General features: G+C 49.0%; 16 protein-coding genes. 13 read left to right on the top strand and 3 right to left on the bottom strand.

Translation table 11 applies throughout. From position 1 onward, the window contains the following. Window positions 1-87 precede the first annotated feature (87 nt). The 7 genes from Q0R57_RS08160 (at window position 88) to Q0R57_RS08130 (ending at window position 5,757) form a co-directional block, all read left to right on the top strand. The gene (locus tag Q0R57_RS08160) at window positions 88-1,455 is read left to right on the top strand and encodes a leucine-rich repeat domain-containing protein (protein ID WP_294745827.1); all 1,368 of its coding nucleotides are present in this window, start codon (window positions 88-90) and stop codon (window positions 1,453-1,455) included. A 184-nt stretch (window positions 1,456-1,639) separates the two neighbouring features. Beyond that, the gene (locus Q0R57_RS08155; protein WP_294745824.1) at window positions 1,640-2,113 is read left to right on the top strand and encodes a hypothetical protein; all 474 of its coding nucleotides are present in this window, start codon (window positions 1,640-1,642) and stop codon (window positions 2,111-2,113) included. Between the two features lie 99 nt (window positions 2,114-2,212). Continuing rightward, window positions 2,213-2,959: a hypothetical protein gene (locus Q0R57_RS08150; protein ID WP_294745822.1), complete on the top strand. Its 747-nt coding sequence runs from the start codon at window positions 2,213-2,215 to the stop codon at window positions 2,957-2,959. A 103-nt stretch (window positions 2,960-3,062) separates the two neighbouring features. Further along, window positions 3,063-3,440 carry a DUF2019 domain-containing protein gene (locus Q0R57_RS08145; RefSeq protein WP_294745590.1) on the top strand — a complete coding sequence of 126 codons (378 nt, stop codon included), beginning with the start codon at window positions 3,063-3,065 and terminating at the stop codon, window positions 3,438-3,440. Between the two features lie 40 nt (window positions 3,441-3,480). Then, entirely contained in the window at window positions 3,481-4,095 is a 615-nt protein-coding gene (locus Q0R57_RS08140) for an outer membrane beta-barrel protein (RefSeq protein WP_294745819.1), read from the top strand. Window positions 4,096-4,210: 115 nt separating this feature from the next. Then, window positions 4,211-4,690: a hypothetical protein gene (locus Q0R57_RS08135; protein ID WP_294745816.1), complete on the top strand. Its 480-nt coding sequence runs from the start codon at window positions 4,211-4,213 to the stop codon at window positions 4,688-4,690. A gap of 554 nt (window positions 4,691-5,244) precedes the next feature. Then, complete coding sequence (locus Q0R57_RS08130) at window positions 5,245-5,757, top strand: hypothetical protein (RefSeq protein ID WP_294745814.1); 513 nt, start codon at window positions 5,245-5,247, stop codon at window positions 5,755-5,757. 33 nt (window positions 5,758-5,790) lie between these two features. Here the strand turns inward: Q0R57_RS08130 and Q0R57_RS08125 are convergent, their stop codons facing one another. After that, a complete protein-coding gene (locus Q0R57_RS08125) occupies window positions 5,791-6,594 on the bottom strand; it encodes a nucleotidyl transferase AbiEii/AbiGii toxin family protein (protein WP_294745811.1) in 804 nt (267 codons plus the stop codon). Beyond that, window positions 6,591-7,406, bottom strand: a complete 816-nt coding sequence (locus Q0R57_RS08120; protein ID WP_294745808.1) for a type IV toxin-antitoxin system AbiEi family antitoxin — start codon at window positions 7,404-7,406, stop codon at window positions 6,591-6,593. The genes Q0R57_RS08125 and Q0R57_RS08120 overlap by 4 nt, the downstream gene beginning before the upstream one ends. A 232-nt stretch (window positions 7,407-7,638) precedes the next feature. Here Q0R57_RS08120 and Q0R57_RS08115 point away from each other — a divergent pair, with 232 nt between their 5' ends. The 6 genes from Q0R57_RS08115 to Q0R57_RS08090 all read left to right on the top strand — a co-directional run bounded on the left by Q0R57_RS08115 (window position 7,639) and on the right by Q0R57_RS08090 (window position 16,202). Beyond that, complete coding sequence (locus Q0R57_RS08115; RefSeq protein ID WP_294745807.1) at window positions 7,639-8,958, top strand: VapE domain-containing protein; 1,320 nt, start codon at window positions 7,639-7,641, stop codon at window positions 8,956-8,958. A gap of 126 nt (window positions 8,959-9,084) precedes the next feature. Next, window positions 9,085-9,300 (top strand): DUF4248 domain-containing protein, encoded by a 216-nt coding sequence (locus Q0R57_RS08110; protein WP_294745804.1) that lies wholly within the window; start codon window positions 9,085-9,087, stop codon window positions 9,298-9,300. 407 nt (window positions 9,301-9,707) lie between these two features. Then, complete coding sequence (locus Q0R57_RS08105; RefSeq protein WP_294745621.1) at window positions 9,708-10,322, top strand: HU family DNA-binding protein; 615 nt, start codon at window positions 9,708-9,710, stop codon at window positions 10,320-10,322. Between the two features lie 733 nt (window positions 10,323-11,055). Continuing rightward, window positions 11,056-11,490: an N-acetylmuramoyl-L-alanine amidase gene (locus Q0R57_RS08100; RefSeq protein ID WP_294745801.1), complete on the top strand. Its 435-nt coding sequence runs from the start codon at window positions 11,056-11,058 to the stop codon at window positions 11,488-11,490. A gap of 157 nt (window positions 11,491-11,647) precedes the next feature. Further along, a complete protein-coding gene (locus tag Q0R57_RS08095) occupies window positions 11,648-13,885 on the top strand; it encodes a S9 family peptidase (RefSeq protein ID WP_294745799.1) in 2,238 nt (745 codons plus the stop codon). A 10-nt stretch (window positions 13,886-13,895) separates the two neighbouring features. Beyond that, on the top strand, window positions 13,896-16,202 hold the full coding sequence (locus Q0R57_RS08090; RefSeq protein ID WP_294745797.1) for a DUF4861 family protein: 2,307 nt from the start codon (window positions 13,896-13,898) through the stop codon (window positions 16,200-16,202). Between the two features lie 109 nt (window positions 16,203-16,311). Here the strand turns inward: Q0R57_RS08090 and Q0R57_RS08085 are convergent, their stop codons facing one another. Then, window positions 16,312-20,652 carry a CotH kinase family protein gene (locus Q0R57_RS08085; RefSeq protein WP_294745794.1) on the bottom strand — a complete coding sequence of 1,447 codons (4,341 nt, stop codon included), beginning with the start codon at window positions 20,650-20,652 and terminating at the stop codon, window positions 16,312-16,314. Between the last annotated feature and the right edge of the window lie 34 nt (window positions 20,653-20,686).

The raw sequence follows: 20,686 nt of genomic DNA, 5'->3' as shown, positions 1-20,686 counted from the left end.
ATAAAAAAGTCATTTGAAAGAGAACAACGTATTGAGAATTTTATTATCTTTGCATCGAAATCGAGATACTATAAAAAAGTGAAAGTTATGAAAAAAGCAGTTATTTTGTTTCTTTTATTGCTATGTAAGCTGACAATACAGGCACAGGAGTCGGAACGGACTCTGACAGTTTCTGATATTCAAAAGAGCGGATGCCTGTCGTATGCTCGTGGATCAGAGGCTCAGAACTCAAACCTGCCAACGATAGTGCTGAAGAAAGAAGGGGATATCTTGTCTGTTGAGCTACAGAATATCTGGAATAATTGTGGTACATGGAGATATGATATAACAGCAGAACTGTTAGATGGTTGGAAAGGGGCTTCATATTCTGACTCTGTGACAGTAAAGATAGTGCCCTATATCCCTCGTAAATATGATTGTTCCTGCCCATATAATGTGTCATTCAAGTTGCAAGGCTTGGAATCGAACACGTTCTATCTGACTTGTTGGTGGTTTGACGGACTGGTAGAGTTGACGGAGGGCGAACCACTGGTTCTTGAGAATGTTACGCAGGATGTCAATATCGATGGTTGTAGATATGAGTTGAAGAAAAACTTCGGACAGGCGATGTTGAAACGTGGCAGTTCTGCTTGGCAAAGTGAAACCCGCATACCTTCTGAGATTACATATCAAGAGCAGAAATATACAGTAAATAGCATCTATTGTTATGCTTTCGATTTTCAAGGTAATACAAATCTTACGAAACTCATAATCCCCTCAACCATCAAGGATTTAGACGTTCCTTATCAAGCTAATGATGACATCGCCGCGAATAATTTCTTTAACTGCTTAGCATTAGAGACAATAGAGGTTGAGGAGGGAAATGCTGTTGCACAGTCCATTGGCGGCGTGCTATTTGACAAGAAAAAGACAACGCTTTGGGCTTATCCTGCAGGTCTGAGCAAGAAGGCCTATAAAGTGCCAGACGGCGTAAAGACATTGGCTCTCCGTTCTTTTTGGAACTGCTCCAACTTAACATCAATAGAATTGCCTTCTGGCTTGAAATCTATTGGCTATGGTGCTTTTGAAAAGTGCTCGTCCCTGAAAACGCTTGACATACCCGAGAGTGTTACAAGGATTGACACGTATGCTTTCAATGGAACTCAACTGACTGATTTGTATATCCGTGGTGTCATTGACTCCGCATATGTTTACAAGGATTATGGAGCAGGAAGTTTGTTTAGCGGTATAAGCCCGAACACCAAGATTTACGTTCTTCCGTCTGAGGTTGAAAGATACCAGTCTATCTTTGGCGGCACGTTCTATCCGCTCCCGTCACCAGAGCAACCCCAAGATATCCGCGAGGTCACTGCTGCACCTGACGTTGCTCCAAACATTGACCTCCAGGGCCGTCGCCTCAATGCAGAGCCCAAGCACGGGGTGTATATAAAGAACGGAAAGAAGGTGGTGAAGTGAAAAATGATCAGAAGCGCTCGGCTCTGCCGCTTTCACTAAGCGTAGCGACTGAAAGAACCGACACCGCTGATCTTTTAAAATATACATATGGATATCGCCCGTGGTGGCACTTTATTTATAAAATACCGAGACGATGGTAAAGAATTTAGTATTATGTGTTTTATGCATCCTATGTTGCTGTTGCATGACGAAAAGAACTATTCAACCTCTAAGCAACAAAGGTTTAGCATTGGATGTCAAATTGGAAAAAGACAGTGTAGCATGTGGTGATTCTGTTATGATATCTTTTGTGGTTTCTAATCCAACGGACAAACCGGTGGCGATAGATTCTTTACAAAGAATAATACTGGAACGTTATAGTGAATATGAAACCTTTGGAGATGTGTACGATACTTGTATTTGCCAAGGGATAGGTGATACTGTGATATTGCCCCATAGTCAATATATGAAGAATGTAAAAGTATGCATTAGACCAGAGTTCTTTTTTACAGGCTTGAATAATTTACGGGCTCATTTCCTATGTAGTTTTCTTATTTATGATGATAGAAACAAATCAGCATATAAAAAGTACATATATATTCCTAAAAATGGAATAATTATATATTCAAAGCCGTTTAAAGTCTTTGTCGGAAATCATGGGGACTCTAATTGTTTTTGAAATTGGTAATGTTTGATTGAAGTAATAACGAATGATGAAGTCATGAAACCAGTTTTAAATTGTCAAAAGAGTAAATCCGTCTTTATTCCAGTAGTCCTAATGTGGTTTCTTGGAGTAATGAATGTGTTGGCACAGGATTGGGACCACAAGTATGTTCCATTTGTAGAAGAAGGAAAGGTGTGGAACTGCTATACCTTCGCAAATAATGATATTTATAACAAGCCTGGCGATTGTATTTTCACCATTTGTGGAGATACAGTAATATGCGAACGGGCCTATAAGAAAGTGTTCTGTGAGTATGAGCAATATTATGGCGACAAGAACGCACACTACTATTGCGCCGTCAGGGAAGAATCCTATCAAGTGTTTTTTGTTGAGTCGGAAACACAAGAAGAGAAGCTGATATGTGATTTCAACAGTCCTAAGAATATTCTCTATTTCTCACGCCCTGATCGGCAATATGCAAGAATTGGAGGAAAACGTATATCGGGAAGTCCTACAGGACAGCTGGAATTTACACTATGTGCAGTAAAGGAAGAGAAGGTGAGTTATAGCTACGTTTATGGTACATGGGTAGAAGGTGTGGGTTCTCTTGCTAATCCTTTCTCATGTGAGTTGTTTGTTGATGAAGTGAAACTCGTCCCACGGATACATGTTGGCACGTGTTGGAAGGGTGAAACATGTGTCTTTAATCAAGACTGGCTAGCTGTGCCAGCAGATAAGGTGAATACTCTAAAGAGAAATGACTCTCCCAACGAAAGACTTTTCGACCTCCAGGGCCGTCGCCTGAATGCGGAGCCAAAGCACGGGGTGTATATAAAGAACGGAAAGAAGGTGGTGAAGTGAAAAATAATCAGAAGCGCTCGGCTCTGCCGCTTTCACTAAGCGTAGCGACTGAAAGAACCGACCCCGCTGATCATATCTTTGCGCCATTAAATAGTTTTGGATTATGAGAAAGATAAAAAGTAATGATGAGGCCTTAAGACTCTTTGAGGAAAGTTCTATAAGACATTCCGAAGCATCAGAGACAGGAGATTATAAAACAGGAAATAGGCATCACGATATTATTGTTGCATGCATCCTATATCTTTACGACAGTCAGCAACTTCAATTATTGGAGCCTTTCTTGGAACATCCGCATGTTGGTGTACGTCTATGGGCTGCATTTGCATTGCTTTCTGTTGATAAAATTAGAGCAGAAAGAGTTCTAAAGGAGGTTCAGAATGATGATTCTAATGGCATTTATCGAAGTGATGCAATGTATACCCTAAAAGAATGGGAGAATGGTAAACTGAAATTTCCGTGGGAATGGGCAAGAAAGAAGTAATGATAAAAGGATAATTCGAGATAAGTCAAAAGATTGATATATGAAAAGAATAGTTTCTATTTTATTGTTGTTGCTGGGTTTATGCGGCGCCCAGGCTCAGACGAACGAACGGCTGGAAGCTGTTGGGAAGTTTCGGATTGTTCCCTCCATAATGCTGACTTATAACCCGTATAGCCTCAAGGATCTGAACAACAATGACGTTTATTCAAAATACAATTTCCAGTATGGTTTAGGCATTGAGACGGAATATCGGTTCCATGAAGTCATAGGTGTCTCGTTGGGAGTCAATTATATGGTGCAGGGTGTCAAGACATCAGAATACCAAACGGGGGCTGCTTACTCTCTTGTAAGTAACAAGAACAAAGAGGGCGAGGTGAGGGTGAAGTCCTTGGGAGTCCCGCTGATAGTCAATGTGCATCCATTGCCCAACGACCGCCTGACGTTAAAGGCTGGCATAGAGGAAGACTTCCTGCTGGGCATGGGCGATGAGTATAAGTCGACGTGTACTGATTTCGTCGGGGGTGTCGCTTTCACTTTTGACGATAAGTTCCAATTAGAACTTCGCTATAATTCGAGTCTCTCCAAAATAACGAAGGACAAAGAGAATGGCCCGTATAAACAATGCTTCGTATTCTCGTTTGGTGTCATATTCTAAAGTAGGTTTTGATTAAATGATCAGAAGCGCTCGGCTCTGCCGCTTTCACTAAGCGTAGCGACTGAAAGAACCGACACCGCTGATTCACAGTTAAATCATTCTAATTGTATGTGAGATGAAAAAGATTATTATTTTTCTATTATCCTTGTTGTTCATTTCTTGTGGAACAAAAAAGACGGCTGTTGATCAGTCGATGTTGAAATATCCTGGCTATGGCACTTATAGCGGATACTCGGGATATTTGGACCTAAACGACCGTTATAAATTATTCTACCTCATTGATTTTAGTTTCGACACCAAGAACATAAAGGCGGAATGGAGCAAAGCATACGTGGTGGACAAGCAGACAAACGATTCCGTAGTGGTAAAAATGGAGAACCTAAAATGTGCTCTGATATCCAATCCTCCTACGATCTACGCTGGCGTGTTCGATATTAAGTATAAGAATCAATGTTATATTGTGCATTTCCTTCAGGACTTCCGTACTTACATTAACAAGACAAAGGGAGAGCTGAAATCCACTGAGAAATGCTATAATGTGGAGGATTTGGATCCTGATATGCTTAGAAAGTACTCAATGTCTCAAATAGAGTGAAGGTTCCCAAGGTTGAGGATTTAGCCCAAGAGAATCAAGGGGTCTCTCCTGATTAATTTTTGAAGCGATTATTTGGAGAAAAGAGAATATGTTTGTAACCATGCTTTCGCTATTTAAAATGACAAGCAATTATAGGATCCGAGAAACAGTTCTTTAGCCCCTATAATTTGAATGAAATAAATCTCTAATGTATAATATTAATCCGGGAAATGGTATGAGTCCATAAATAAATAGCAAATCATTTGGATGCGTAAATAATTTCTGTTATCTTTGCATCCGAATACATAAAAGACGAAGCAACCGCAGCTTTTGTTAGTCTCTCGAATTAGCTACTCAAGACATGAACGAAGCAAGATGGCTGCCTGCTCACGCATCCCTCTACGGAGGCGTGGGCATTTGGCAGTATCAACAAATCGTTCATGGGTTGTAGCTAAATACCCGAGAGACAATGTTGTAACACCAAACCCACCCACGTCCTCCGTTTCTTTTTCTCTCTCTCGCCTCTCGGCGTATTATATGTGTTTATTATCAGAAAATTAACGGGAAACGTGAATATGAATCAGAATGAAGAAGTCCCAGAATCTCTGGGAGGACTCGGCGACATGCTGCCCGCCGATGTCCTGAAGAAGTTGGATGAACTGCTGGAGCTGCTGCACCAGAAGAATCACATCAGCCAAGGCAGCATCGTATTTAACATCTATGGAAAGGGAAGCCAGCACATAGATAACCAAATCAATATCGGGAAGACCCACCCCGACCCTCCCTGCTTAGGGAGGGAGAAGAGCGCAGGGGACCTACCTAACGAACTCACCACCGACAAGGCGATGGCGCTTTGGAAGAAAGCGCAGGAGGCGGGCTATGTTGACGAGAACTTTCAGCCGCTGATCTCCCGCACCCAGGCGGCACTCCTGGCCGACACCATGGCGGACCGGCTGAGCATCAAGGAGAAGTGGAAGGTGTTTGAGGGGCTGTGGAATAGGAAGAATATGTACCGTGATTATTACAAAGCCCTAAACCTTCAGCAATCGTTGACATTTCAAGACGAAATCAAGAAACTGTTCCGTTGAGTTGTTTGTTTTGTACCCACTACAGAATACCAATTATGTAGCGGGTACAATCATTTTTTCTATTACTTTGTCATATAGAAATTGATAAGCCTCTTGTGGATTGAAGGCCACTTCAGGTCTTAAGAGTGGTTCTACGTCAGTCAAAAACTCCTCGTCCAGCATCTTCTCATTCATATTCTGCACAAACTCCTTGTATGAGGGAGCGCGGCCAACGACAAACTCCATGTACTTATTGTAACATTCCAACATCTTTTCAACGTTACACTCACGAGCCGTAAGTCCTTTATGCAAATCAAAGAGGTCGCGTCCTTTCTTACGTTGATACAGTGCACGCAGTTTTGTTCCCATCAATTCCTCAAACTGATAGGTCGTTAATGCTGCCTCACCTGTAAACCAACTGTTTTCTACCTTAAAAGGAACTTTTGTCAGTCCCATTACACTGAAATGTTCAAAGCAGTTAATCTCAATCTTGATACGTAATTGTTGTACAGGTGGCGTCTCGGATTCAAAACGAAAGAACATCTTATTGCTGTGTTTCTTCTGTGCTGTACTCCTATTGGGTAGCCAGCCCAAGACTTCACCTAATCGGAACATAATGGGTTTGATAGGGCCTGGCGTAATCTGGACTAAGTCTATATCCTCACTATATCGAGGCTGTGGCTGTAGATAGAGTTTATGTAGTGCCGTACCTCCACGGAAGGCTAATTGAGAAGCCAAGAAATCATCGCTGAAAATGCTTATCAGGGCACGACAGATAATCAGGTCCTGCTCTACCATGGCATCCGTAATCCAAGGCACCTGTTCATGCCACTCTTGTATGGAATATTGGGGAATCATATTTCGTCTGTATCTATTTCATAATTAACAATTATCTTCCATCGATTGTCTATCGCCATGTCCTTGCTGGTGGCTACAGACTGTTTTAACGGTGTCCGACGCATGGTCTTACACGTTTGCTTGAATAAAGAATAGAGGTTGTCAGCCTGCTCCGTCTCTTCAATCAATTCAAGCAGATAGCCCAAACGTTGTATGGTAGCACTACTGAAATACGCCAACAGGGGCAACTTTGGTTCATCCCACTGCATTGTCTCGCATAGTTCAAGAAGGATCTCTGCCGCCCGACTCAGTCCGCCAATTTTCTGTTCTTCAGCCACGATGTCAAGGGCCGTCAGTTCTGCACTTGCTACGTTCATGTATCCCATCTGTGTCTTCACCTTCTTAGTATAGTCGAGTGGAAGGTCTTGTCTGAGCGTGAATTCAAGTCTTGTACCGTTCTTAAGACCAGAGCGGATAGCACTGCCGTTGACTGTTGTCTGGAATACCATTGCCTTCTGATGCGTGGCACCGTTCAGTTCTGCTGCTGACAATAATGACACATAATAGTCACGCCCCAAAAATTTCATCAGCCTGTCAATGTAGAACGAAGGGGGAACGATTCCTCGCAACTTATATTCAGTAGGGATGATGACATAGAAGTTTTGCCAGGGCGACATGATAATGCCACGATTTGTCAACCGCTTCAAGCTATTCTGCAGAGCTTGATCTGAAATCAATAAATGCAGGCCTAAGACATCTTCTTTTGTGAAGATGTACCGCCCTCTCAGCATCTCACTGGTAACCCAGTCTTGCAAATTATTAACTTCTGCCATAACCTCATAAAATATGCAATCTACATGCGTAACTAATCACTAACTGATTATTTCTGCATTTCGGCTGCAAATATACGACTATTATCTCATATAACAAAACTTTTTGCTGTTTTTCTGTCAAATCACCTATAAGAAAGACCAGAATATGGAATGTAGCCGCTTCATGTAGCAGCCATGTAGCAGGTAAATGTTTCTGCTGTTTTGTATCTTTGCCATCGTAAAATTTCTGTATATGAAGAAAGAAACGAAGAAGAAAGAGGGCTCCGGACAGAGGGAGCGGAAGCCTAACTGGAAGGAGTACACGGCATCGGTGGAGGACATACAGAACTTCCTGATGGACCGCATACTGCTCAGACATAACGTGATCACGGGGCGGGCAGAGTACAGAGACCCCTCCCATCCTCCCCTGCATAGGGGAGGGGGAACAGAGACATGTGCAGACTCTGGGGGGTGGGCTCCTATCTCCGACCGCGTCGTGAACTCCCTCTGGGCGGAGCTGTCGGCCACGAAGGTGGTACGGACGCAGGATATGTACAGGGTGATAGAGTCGGACTTCGTGCCGGAGTACAACCCCTTCACCTTCTACCTGGAGCACCTGCCGCCGTGGGACGGCGACGACTACATCCTGGGCATGTCGGTCAGCGTGACGGTGAAGGGCGAGGTGGAGGAGCAAATGCTCTTTGCGCAGTACCTGAAGAAATGGCTGGTGGGCATGGTGGCGGGGTGGGTGGATGCCAACGTGGTGAACAACGTCATCCTGGTGCTGATAGGCGAGCAGGGGTCGTACAAGACCACATGGTTCAACCACCTGCTGCCGCCCGAGCTGCGACCGTACTTCTACACGAAGACGAACTCCAACCGTATGGGGCGTGACGACCTGCTGACGCTGGCGCAGTATGGGCTGGTGTGCTGCGAGGAGCTGGACACCATGCGACCCTCGGAGCTCAACCAGCTGAAGGCGGCGGTGACCATGCCCAGCATCGACGAGCGAGCGGCCTACGCCCACTATCATGAGCACCGCCAGCACATCGCCTCGTTCTGCGGCACGGGCAACAACATGCAGTTCCTCAGCGACCCCACGGGCAACCGCCGCTGGCTGCCCTTCGAGATAGAGTCCATCGACTCGCCTCGCGACCATCCCTTCGACTACACGGGCATCTACTCGCAGGCCTACGCCCTCTACCGCCAGGGCTTCCAGTTCTGGTTCTCGCGTGAGGAGATCATCAAGCTGTCGGAACATAACCGCCAGTTTGAGACCCCACGACTGGAGAGCGAGCTGGTGCAGCTGTATTTCCGCAAGCCGGTGGGCGTGGAGAGTGGTATCTTCATGAGCGTGGCACGTGCCCTGCAGATAGTCAGTTCCAACATCTCGCAGAAGCTCAGTGCCGTGCATCTGGGCCGTGCCTTCATGGAACAGGGATTCCGCCGTGTGAAGTCATGCGGCCAGCGCGGCTATGTCGTAGAGCTGCGTACTGGCGAGGAGATACAGCGGCTGCAACGTACTATGGTGAATGATTATGATTATGACGATGACGTGGACAGTGGACAGTAAGGACAGTAGTTTTCACAAAAACTCTCCTGCGTACGTGCATGCATATACGTACGCAGGAAACTTTTCCTTATATTTTACTGTCTTTACTGTCCACTGTCCACAAAAGATAATTATAAAAAGAGAATTATGTTAGAAGTAAAAGACTATTCCAAGCAGGAGCTGGCCGACGCCATGTATGCCTGCAACATCAAGCCAAAGTCACGCATGAAGAAGCTGTGGCGCGAGATAGCGACCTGTCCGGGACTGCAGCACGACCTCAAGCGTCTGCACTACCATACCGGCGACTCCGGGTTCACGGCAGCCATGGTGGAGAGAATCAAATACTGGCTCTGTATAGACTGAAAAGATGTTAAAAGAATGTTCGCATGGCAGACAGTGCAGACACTGGAGGATTCTGCAGACAATGGCTCTTTGAAATGTAGTATCTTTGCAATGCATTTGAGATGCATCGCGAGTGAAGGCTGCGGCTCAGCATAGCTCGAGCGAGCTCGGCTCTGCGTTCGCCTTGCACTTCACTTGTACCTGGCAAGTGAGCCGAAGGAACGTCACCTACGACCCGTTCCGATGTTTGTTTCCATCCGTTCCGACGTCATCTGCGACCCGTTCCGATGATACTTTAGGGGGGTAAAGTATCGCATCTACGACCGCAAAGTGACGCTCCCTCGGGTGAAAGAAACGTCCCGGACGCCCCCAAAGTGACATACCTTTCACAAGCCGCGACAATGTTTAATGTTTAATTTTAAAAGTTTATGAGTCAGAAGTACATCAAGTCAAAGAACAACAATTCGCACAATGCGAAGACGTACGGCAAGTATTACGCCAAGCCCGTGTATGACGAGAAGTTCATCGAGACCGACGAGATTGCCGACTTCATCCAGACGCAGGCCACGCTGAAGCGCAGTGACATCAAGGCTGCCCTCGACGAGCTGGGTGCCGCCATGAAGCACTTCCTGGGCATGGGTCAGAAGATCCGCCTGGCAGGTATCGGCATCTTCAAGGTCGGCTTCTCCAGCATCGGCGTGACGAAGGCGGAGGACTGCACGGCATCGACCATCACCTCGCGCCGCGTCCTGTTCCAGCCTGAGACCGAGCGCATCGTCACTGGTTCCGCAGAGAAGGATGGCAAGGTGGTGCAGAAGTATGTCAACACCAAGACCCTGATCAAGGATGTGGCCTTCGAGGAGCTCCACGAGAACCTGATTAGCGTAGGCAGTAGCAGCAGTGGTTCGAACACGAATCCCTCGAATGGCACGAATAGTGGCTCCAACACCGGTGGAAACTCCGGAACCTCTGGAACTGGAGGTGACAACACCGGTGGCAACTCCGGCGGCGGATCAGGAGATGATGATGACAACATGAACTGATGTATGATGTCTGAGGGCTGATGTGTCCGGGATAACGCAAAGGCTACCCAGTCTGCCCTAAGCGCAGGAACAACGTCCAAAACACAGCCTTGAATGCAATCTGCGCATCGCCCTCAAACTTCTCACTGAGCTCTTTTATTTATTGTCACACGGATCTCACAGATCTCACAGATAATATGTGGTAAAATTATTTTTTCAGATGATGAGTTTCTATTTTATATGAGGCACTTTGAAAACGTAAAGCAGCGAGAGCAGAGTCAAACTCGTTTGAACTATGCCGAGTCGCGAAGCGGTTCGAGGAACTCAAAACTCGTTTTCAAGATGCTTCAGACAAAATATAAACCTTTATTCAAGAATAAAGCAGTCTTGTAAGAGACTGTCATCTGAAAAAAAATAAAAATCTGTGTAATCTGTGTAATCTGTGTGACCTTTAATTAAACGTATTTCTTTCGATATTATTTTGTGTGAAATGAAAATCAATTGGCAGAAAGTATTCAAGGTGCTGAAGGTCATCGGCACCATCATCACCACCGTCGTCGGCACACTCGCCGTCCAGTCCTGTACTCCTCACTGGTTTTAATTTCTGCGTTTTCTGCGCTATCTGCGAGACCCAGAAAAAAATCTGTGCTATCTGTGCGCTCGACCTCTGGTCGCTTGCTACCATCGGGACGCAAGATTTCTGTGTGAGATAATAAAAATTAATCTCTGTGTGACCTTTAAAAATCTGTGTGAAATGAGAAGAATAGACCTGATTATTATCCATTGCTCCGCCACGAAAGTCACCCAAGACTTTTCCCCCGAGGACCTCGAGGCCTGCCACAAGGGTAGGGGCTATAAGACCACGGGCTACCATTACTACATCACCAAGGACGGCCAACTGCACCAGTGCCGCCCCGAGGAGATGATTGGTGCCCACGCCCGTCGTTATAACGCCCATTCCATCGGCATCTGCTATGAGGGTGGTCTCGATGCCAATGGCGAGCCCAGCGACACCCGCACCCCAGCCCAGAAGCATACTCTCGTGGCGTTGCTCCGCTCCCTGAAGGTCGACTACCCCGATGCCAAGATCCTTGGCCATCGCGACCTTCCCTGGGTCAAGAAGGCCTGTCCCTGTTTCGATGCCCGTGCTGAGTATTTAACTCTCACGCCCCTGAAGCTCGAACAGTAGTCCTTCTCCCAAAATCAAAGAAACCTCAGTCAGCATTTCGCAGACTGAGGTTTTTTATGTCCTCATTTCGTATGAAAAACTAAAAAAACGAGGAATTATTTGCGAAAGTGCGGATTTTTCTCTAATTTTGCAAAGAATAAATAATGAACGAACAAAGATGAAAAAAATAATAGTGATGTGTGCAGTCTTGTTAACAGCTGCCTCGACGGTTCTTGCAGCCCAGCAGCTGAGTCTGAAAGATGTGACTGGCGGCACTCTTCGTGCTGAGACGATGGTGGCTGTGGAGCCTCTACAGGACGGCGAGAGCTATGCTCAGATATCGAGTGATGGCAAGCAGATCGTGAAGTATTCGTTTAAGACTGGTAAACAGACGGGTGTGATATTCGATGCTCAGACGGCTCGTGGCCCGAAGGTGGAGAAGGTGGATGGCTATGTGATGAGTCCCGACGGTCAGCGCCTGCTGATTCAGACGCAGACGAAGTCTATCTACCGTCATTCGTTTACCGCCACCTATTATATATATAGTGTTCAGAACAACAAACTGGAGCCCCTGAGCGATGGTGGCCCTCAGCAGACCCCTGTGTGGAGTCCTGACGGCAACCAGGTGGCTTTTGTTCGTGATAATAACATCTATCTGGTGAAGCTGTTGTATAACAACGCTGAGAGTCAGGTGACCAAAGATGGTAAGGTGAACGAGATTATCAACGGTCTGCCCGACTGGGTGAACGAGGAGGAGTTCTCGTTTAACTCGGCGATGGTGTTTACGGCCGACTCCAAGCAGATTGTCTGGGTGCGCTACGACGAGAGTAGGGTGAAGCAGTACAGCATGCAGCTGTTCAAGGGCTCGAAGCCCGAGCGTGAGGAGTATGCCACCTATCCTGGCTTCTACACCTATAAATATCCGAAGGCTGGCGAGGATAACTCGAAAGTGAGTCTTCTGAGCTATGACATCAAGAGTCATCAGACACGTACCATCCAGCTGCCCCTCGATGCCGACGGCTATATCCCCCGCATCAAGGCTACGAGTGATCCTACTAAGATTGCGGTCTTCACGCTGAACCGTCATCAGGATGTTTTGAGAGTGTTTATGGCCAATCCTATGTCAACGCTCTGTCAGCAGATTATCGAGGACAAGGTTGACAAGTACGTCAACGAGAATGTCTTTGCCAATCTCGACATTACCGACAAACACCTGGTGCTGACCAGCGAGCGCGACGGCTATAACCACATTTATCTGTATACCCTCAACGGACAGCTGGTGCGCAGCGTAGGCGATATGGAGAAGCCCGGCACCCGTCTGGGTGGCACGGCCCACACCATCGTTAACGCTGTCTATGGCTATGACGAACTGACGGGCGACATCTACTTCGCAGCCCAGAACGAAGGTCCTACGGAACAGAAAATCTACGTGTCGCACAAGGATGGAAAGACGGAGTGTATCACCGATGTAAACGGTTGGAACTCAGCAGTTTTTTCAAGTAACTTTAAATACTTTGTTAATACTTGGTCTGACATCAACAATCCTGCCGTTTATACCCTTTGTAGCAATAACGGCAAGAAGCTCGCCACCCTTATTGACAACAAGGAGCTGAAGCAGAAGTACGACTCTTACGACATGGGCACTAAGGAGTTTTTCATCATGACTACTCCCGACACCAAGCTGGTTGGCTATATGGTGAAGCCCAAGAACTTCAACCCGCAGAAGAAGTATCCTGTCATCATGTTCCAGTATGGCGGCCCGGGTTCTCAGCAGGTGAAGAATACCTGGAACATTGGCATGAGTGGTCAGGGCGCCTTGATGGAGCAGTACCTCTGTCAGCAGGGCTATATCTGCGTCTGTGTGGACAATCGCGGCACGGGAGGCCGTGGTGCTGAGTTCGAGAAATGCACCTACCTGCGTCTGGGTGAACTTGAGGCCCGCGACCAGGTGGAGGCCGCCCTGTGGCTGGGTCAGCAGTCGTATGTCGACAAGGACCATATTGCCATCTGGGGCTGGAGCTATGGTGGCTGGAATACGCTGATGTCGATGTCAGAGGGTCGCCCTGTGTTCTGCTGTGGCATCGCCATCGCACCTCCCACCAGCTGGCGTTTCTACGATACCGTCTATACCGAGCGTTTTATGCGTACTCCCAAGGAGAATGCTTCTGGCTACGACGAGGTGAACCCCATTGCCCGTGCCTCGAAGCTGCATGGCGCCCTGCTGCTGTGTCATGGTCTGGCCGATGACAACGTGCACTATCAGAACACCGCAGAGTATGTGGAGGCATTGGTGCAGGCCGACAAGGACTTCCGTCAGCTGGTCTATACCAACCGCAACCACGGCATCAGTGGCGGCAACACCCGCAATCACCTGTTCCGCCAGTGCGTGAACTTCTTCAACGAGAATCTTAAATAAAACCAACTATATGAAAAAACTAACCCTACTACTCATTGCGCTCGCCGTATGCTTCACGGCCGACGCCAGGAAAAAGAAGAAAGTGGAGCCCGAGGTAGTGCCGCCGCCCACCACTATTGAGATTATCACGATGGTGAATGACTACTGGCAGCAGAACCATCAGCCCCAGGTGCGCTCGTTCTGGGACGAGGCTGCGTATCATACAGGTAATATGGAGGCCTATAAGCTGCTGGGTGTGGCCCGTTGGCTGGACTATAGCAACGTATGGGCAAACTATAACCTGTGGCAGGGCGCCCGCGAGAAAGACCCCTCGAAATGGAAGTATCAGAACTATGGTGAGGGGAACGATTATGTGCTCTTTGGCGACTGGCAGATATGTTTCCAGACCTATCTCGACATCTACGAGATGCAGCCTGACGACTATAAGATAGCACGTGCCTTGGAGGTGATGGACTATGAGGTGAACCAGCCCCAGAACGACTTCTGGTGGTGGGCCGACGCCCTGTATATGGTGATGCCTGTGTTCACCAAGCTCTATAAGGCCACGGGCGACGTGAAGTATCTGGACAAGCTGACCGCCAACTATAAGTGGTCAGACTCATTGATGTTCGACCCCGAGCAGCACCTCTATTTCCGCGATGCCAAATACATCTATCCCAAGGCAAAGACGCGTAATGGCGGCAAGGATTTCTGGGCCCGTGGCGACGGCTGGGTGCTGGCAGGACTGGCCAAGGTGCTTACCGATATGCCTCGCGACTATAAAGACCGTCCTTTCTTCGAGAACCGCTTCCGCCAGCTGGCAGCAGCTGTGGCCGACTGTCAGCAGCCCGAGGGTTACTGGACACGCTCCATGCTCGATAAGGATCATGCCGAAGGTCCTGAGACCAGCGGCACAGCCTTCTTCTGCTACGGATTGCTGTGGGGCATGAACAACGGCCTCCTTTCCCGTAGTCAGTATGAGCCTACGATGCAACGTGCTTGGGATTATCTGACGCAAAAGGCCCTGCAGCCCAATGGTGCCGTAGGTTTTGTGCAACCCATCGGTGAGCGTGCCATCCCTGGTCAGCAGCTCTCAGAGAAGAACGAAGCCAACTTTGGCGTGGGAGCATTCCTGTTGGCTGCCTGCGAACATCTGCGCTATGAAACCAACGCTGCCGGCAAGGGTTCTACGGTCAAGGTGACCATCGAAAACGCCGCCAACGAATATCGTGAGCAGATTGTTGAGCTGCCTGGCGACACCATCTTCAAACGTCTGAAGATAGAGGGTGGCCGACAGTTTATTGTCTATGATGTTGCCGGTTTGGAGGTGCCATATCAGATTTCTCCTGACGGAAAGGTGCTCATCGAGGCCGGCGTAGGTCCTAAGGGTAAGCAGACTTTTACCATTCGCCGCGGTCAGCCCAAAGCCTATAAGACGGTATGTTACGGACGCATCTACCCTGAGCGTAAGGATGACTTTGCCTGGGAGAACGACCGTGGTGCCTATCGTGTCTATGGTCCAGCCTTGCAGAAGACAGGCGAGAAGAGCTATGGCATTGATGTGTGGTCGAAGAACACGCCAGAGCTGGTGCTCGACCAGCGCTATTGGATTGAGGATGTGGTGATGATGCCCGCTGTTGAGAAGTTGCGCAAGCAGAACCGTCAGCGTGGCGACTCGCTCTATCGTCTGAATTCCTATCATCATGATCACGGACGCGGCTCAGACCTCTATAGGGTAGGGGCTACGCTGGGATGTGGCACTCCCGCCTTGTTGGTTGACGACGAGCTGGTCTATCCCTATTGCTTCAAGGACTATCAAGTATTGGAGTCTGGTCCGCTGCGTTTCTCTGTTCAGCTGAACTATAACACCACAGTAGTCAATGGCGACAGCCTGACCGAGCATCGCATCATCACCCTCGACAAGGGCTCTAACTTCAATAAGATGACGGTGTGGTACGACGGCTTCACCTCGCCCGTTGAGTTGGCCACAGGTGTTGCCGTTCATCAGGAAGACCGCAACAGTGTGGTGCTGGCCCGTGACTTTGTGCATTATGCCGACCCCACCGACAATGTGCCTGTAAACAACTGCCAGTTGTTTGTGGCTACGCTCTTCCCCAATGGCATCACCGAGACCACCATTAAACAGTTCAAGAAGGTGGTTGACGGTGCTGTGGGTCATGCCCTCGGTATTCTCGACGACTATGCTGGTAATCCTTACACCTACTATTTCGGTTCAGCCTGGTCAAAGTTCGATGTTCGCACGCAGGCCGAGTGGCAGCAGCGCATCGACTGGACCATGCGTAACCTCCGCCAGCCGCTGAAGGTTGAAGTGAAATAATTAAGCCAAGAGAAAAGTTGAGGTGAAGTAAATAAGCAAAGAGATAAGTAAAAGGGGAGGGTAGCCTTACAGCGGCTGCTCTCCCCTTTGTTTTTATGGTTACAGATGCTTATTTCATGAACTTACAGCTGACGCGAGTGCCGTTGGCGTCAGTGGCCTGAGCCACGTAGAAGCCAGGCTCCAGCTGGGTGACATCCACACGAGCCTTGCCGCCCTTGGCAGCTACAGTGGTCTGCTCGACCATCATACCGTTGGCGCGACAGATGGTTACTGTCATAGGACCGTCTTCCTCGCTCTTCATAATCAGCTGCTTGTTGCCGTAGATGATGCGCAGACCATTGGCGGCAGCAATAGCAGGCGTCTTGGCAGAGGTGATGACAGACTGGTCTACAGCGGTCATATACGACGACATGATGTTCTGTTTGCCGATGGTGGCTACGTTCATGGCATAGACGTCGGACGAGCCGTCAGGGAAGCGTCCAACGGTGGTGTTGGCATCGTGGGCTTCGTAGTTGATGATATCCTTCCAGCTCTTGTCGGCTGCCATGAGGCAAAGCTGACCGCCATCGCCGTCAATCTTGAATGAGGCGTGCAAGCCCTGATCGGTGGTGGCACGTTTGTTGTCGCACCAGATAATCAGGTAGCCATGAGCTGGAATCTTGGTGTTGGCATGGGTGTTGCCCTTGGTAATCTGATACTTCATGGGCTTCTCCAGGTTATCAGTCAGGTACATACCCTCAACGTCAATCTCTTCGTCAGTGGTGTTGTAGAGCTCCAGCCAGTCGCCCTTCTTACTGTATTCGTCGATGAAGCTGTTGTTCGAGCCGCTCACCTCGTTGATACGTACAGGCGTGATGTTCAGCTTTTCCTTCCTAGCCTTGTTCATGGCTGTGAAGGTAGCCACGAGATTGATGTCGGTGTCAGGCAGGTCAATCTCCTCGTGAGAATCAAAGAACGAGGTGCCGTTCTTCTTCCACGACTGGAAGTTGTATCCTACTGGTGGGATGACCTTGATCTTTGCAGGTGCGAAGAGCGTGCCGCTAAATTGTCCCGTGGGCAAGGGTACGCCGTTAACCAGGATGGTGGCTCCCTCGACAGCCGAGGAGAGTCGTACCGTATGTGTCTTAGCGTCCCACATCTCGAAGTCGGAGAAGTTCTTCACCGAGTTGACCACATTGCTCATGCGGTTGCTCACTCTATTGCGAACAGTATTGTAGGTGCTGTAGGCCGAGCGTCCCTCAAGACTCATGGCAGGATCTACAAAGCTGTAGAGGTCGTCGAGAATTTGCTGTGCGCGTTCCGTCTCGAACACGCTGCCTGCCACGATGCAGTAGGTGTCGATGAACTTACGACGATAGCTCTCGTTCTTGATGAGGTTCTTAAACAGTGTCACCATGCGTATCTGTGCCGTGATGCGACCCAGCTCGCGTGGATAGAGCTGGTCGAAGGTCCATGTTTCTTTCCACATAAACTGGTCGAACACATCGGAGCCGTAGTCGAAGGCAGCGTCAACGTCGAACAGCACGAAGCGGAACTTACCGCCATCGCGATAGCGGAAGCACTTCACGTTGTTGCGGGGCCAGTCGCTACCGCCATAGTAGAACTGCACAGCCATATAGTTTGTGAACTCGTCGATGTCGAGCAGACGGCAGATCTCTGCATAGGTGTTGGCGTCAGCCGCATTGGGCGACAGTTCATCAACCAGTTCCAGATAGGCATCAGGTGTGCCGCATTTCTGCACGTAGCCAGAGTCGGGTGACATCTCCCACTGGTCAATCTCGTCGTCATCCCATCCGTAGTTGGCATAGACATAATGCTTATTATTAGGTTCGCGCACGTTGAGCACACCGATATATTCACCATTGATGAACTCGTGCACAGGCTGGTATGACTGCACATCGACGTCGAGGCCCGAGGTCTGTACGATATATGCCAGCGAGGCGTCCTTGAAGCGGCAGTTGTTGTCGTTGCCGCCATTACGAATCTGCAGGGTGCGGTTTCGGATATAGGGCTTCTGTGTGAAGAAGGGGTAGGGCAGGTTCTTGTCGCCACCCATCTCCTTGGTGCCTTTCAGCTTGAAAGAATGTGGTGTCCACGCACGGCTCCATCCGCCACACATCTCCAGGTTCACGTCCTGGTTGAGCACCATCTCACCATTCTCGTCGAGGTATGAGAAGTTGACGGGGCGCTCCCAGTTCATGTTCCAGTTGCACTTGTCGCTCTGTCCGTTGCCAGGACGTCCGTTGGGACCTTTTGTCATCACGCCAATCTCCTTGTTGTAAAGGAAGTCGGGATCAGTGACCACCGACACCACAGGCAGGTAGTAGTCCCTGTCGCGCTCGATATACGAGCGGGTGGTGACGCGTGACGGCAGCCTGTCATTGGCAAACAGACGGAAACGGAAGCTGCTGGTGCTGCTTACAGAGAACTGTCCCGTGGTGCTGGTGTCGCCATTACTCATCGTGGGCAGCGTGCCGTCGGTGGTATAGCGCAGTGTGCAGCCTGTAGGGATGGTGACGTTGACGCTGAGATTACCCATAAACAGCTGCGAGGGTTGGTCAACCACAGGCGCATCAATCTGCTGTGTCAGCAGCGTGATGCCGTTGTTCGACTGTCCTGGTGTGGCTGTGGCGGTGTAGCCCCAGTTGCCTGTGCCGTCAGTAGCACGAGCATAGCTGATGCGCTCCAGTGCCGAGGGGTATGTCTGCTCGTCAATCACTTTTCCCTGTGCGTCGCTGATGGTGATGGTAGCGCCATCCACATCGAGTTTGATGGGTGCGTTGTGAGGATTCAGGTCGGCAGAGTCGAACCAAACGACGAAATAGCCCTTAGCAGGTATTGCCCCCATGTCGGCAGGCATGGTCCACGCCTCATTGCCGTTGCTAATCTTCAGTCCGTTCACCTCCACAGGTTTCTCCGTGGGGTTATACAGTTCTATCCATCCGTCGAAGTTCAGGGTGGGACTCATTATCTCGTCCACGTTGGCAGCCATCACCTCGTTGATGATGACAGAGCCAGGCTTGGCAGGGTTATGCTCAATGGTTATGGTTACCGAGCCTTTGACGTCAGTGCCGTCGAGTGCTTTGGCATAGATGGTGGCGGTGCCAGCCTTCAATGCCGTGATGAGTCCGCTCTGCGTGACGGTAGCCACATTATTATTGCTCGACGACCACTCCACATTGCTGATGGTGGCGTTGGCAGGCGACACGATGACACTGGCCTGTACCGTCTCGCCAACAGTCAGCGAGGTGCTGGGCAGGCTGACGCTGACATCTGTCACCTTCACGTAGTCGCCGTAGTATTCCAGTTTGAAGTTATCGAAGATACACCAGTTGTTGCCTTCATAGCTGTCGGTCTTCAGGCCTATGCGGAAGTTGCCGTCGGCCTCAAACTCCATGGTGTTCCAGTATTTTCCTTTGTCGAACCACACACGGGCCGACTCCATCGTGTTGGGGAAATAGGGACTATTCCACGAATTCCAGGCACCATCAACCCAGTCGTTGGATGGCTCGGAATACACGCTTACCAGCTTCTGCTGTGTGTCGCCAGCATACATCACGGCGGGGATATCTTCCGTGCCGTTCTGATAGTTGCGATAGCCTTGGTTGTTGTCGCCAACGCGATAGAATGTCTGCACCGAGAGACGATACTTGCCGTTGTGGTTGTAGTTGACATCCTGATGAATGTCGAATGTGCCGTTCCAGAACTCCATGCACTCCACACGAGCCGTTTGTGACCAAGCCTCGCTTTCCCACTGCCAGCCGTCCTGACTGTTGTTGTCGAAGGTGGCGTTTTGCAGCACCTGACTGGTGATGTCAATCCACGCTTTGCCGTCAGGTCCTATGGGACTCTGGTATTCCAGCATGAAGTTGTCGAGCACGCAGTAGTTGCTGCCTTGATATTCGCTACATCTCACGCCAATGGTAATCTCACCCTGAGCCTCAAACTCCAGCGTGTTGTAATACAGTCCCTCAGCAAAGGCAGCCAGCGCAGCCTCCTTGCCGTCGGGGTAGTAGTGAACGTCGTCGGGCGTGTAGCAGCGTCCGTTGGCGTTATAGTCAATCGATGCCGAGTATAGGCTCGCCAGCGGCTGACTGTTCTGGCCTGCATAGAGGAAGGCCGTGATATTTTCTTGTCCGTTGATGTAGGCATTATACGCACTATTATTATCGGTGGTGCGATAAAAGCCCTGTACGCTGAGTCTGTAGGTGCCTTTAGGCAGTCCGCTCAACGTTTGATGCAGGTCGAAATTGCCAGCATAGAAGCTGATGCAGTTTACCCTGACTTCTTGCGTGCTGGCATTACTTTCCCATGTCCAGCCTTCGTTGCTGTTATTGTCGAAAGCCGGATTGGTGATAAAACGGTTGGTGACGTCACTCCAGGTTTGGGCAGTAGCCAAAGAGGTTACCATGAGCCATGCTGCTGCACAGAGGATTCGTTTTAAGTTCATCGTTTTGTTATTGGTTATTTATGAAAAACTGCGC

The organism is uncultured Prevotella sp. (assembly GCF_946407605.1).
Taxonomy (GTDB): domain Bacteria; phylum Bacteroidota; class Bacteroidia; order Bacteroidales; family Bacteroidaceae; genus Prevotella.
Note: the sequence above shows the minus strand (reverse complement) of the source record. Positions and strands in the feature narration are given on the sequence as shown.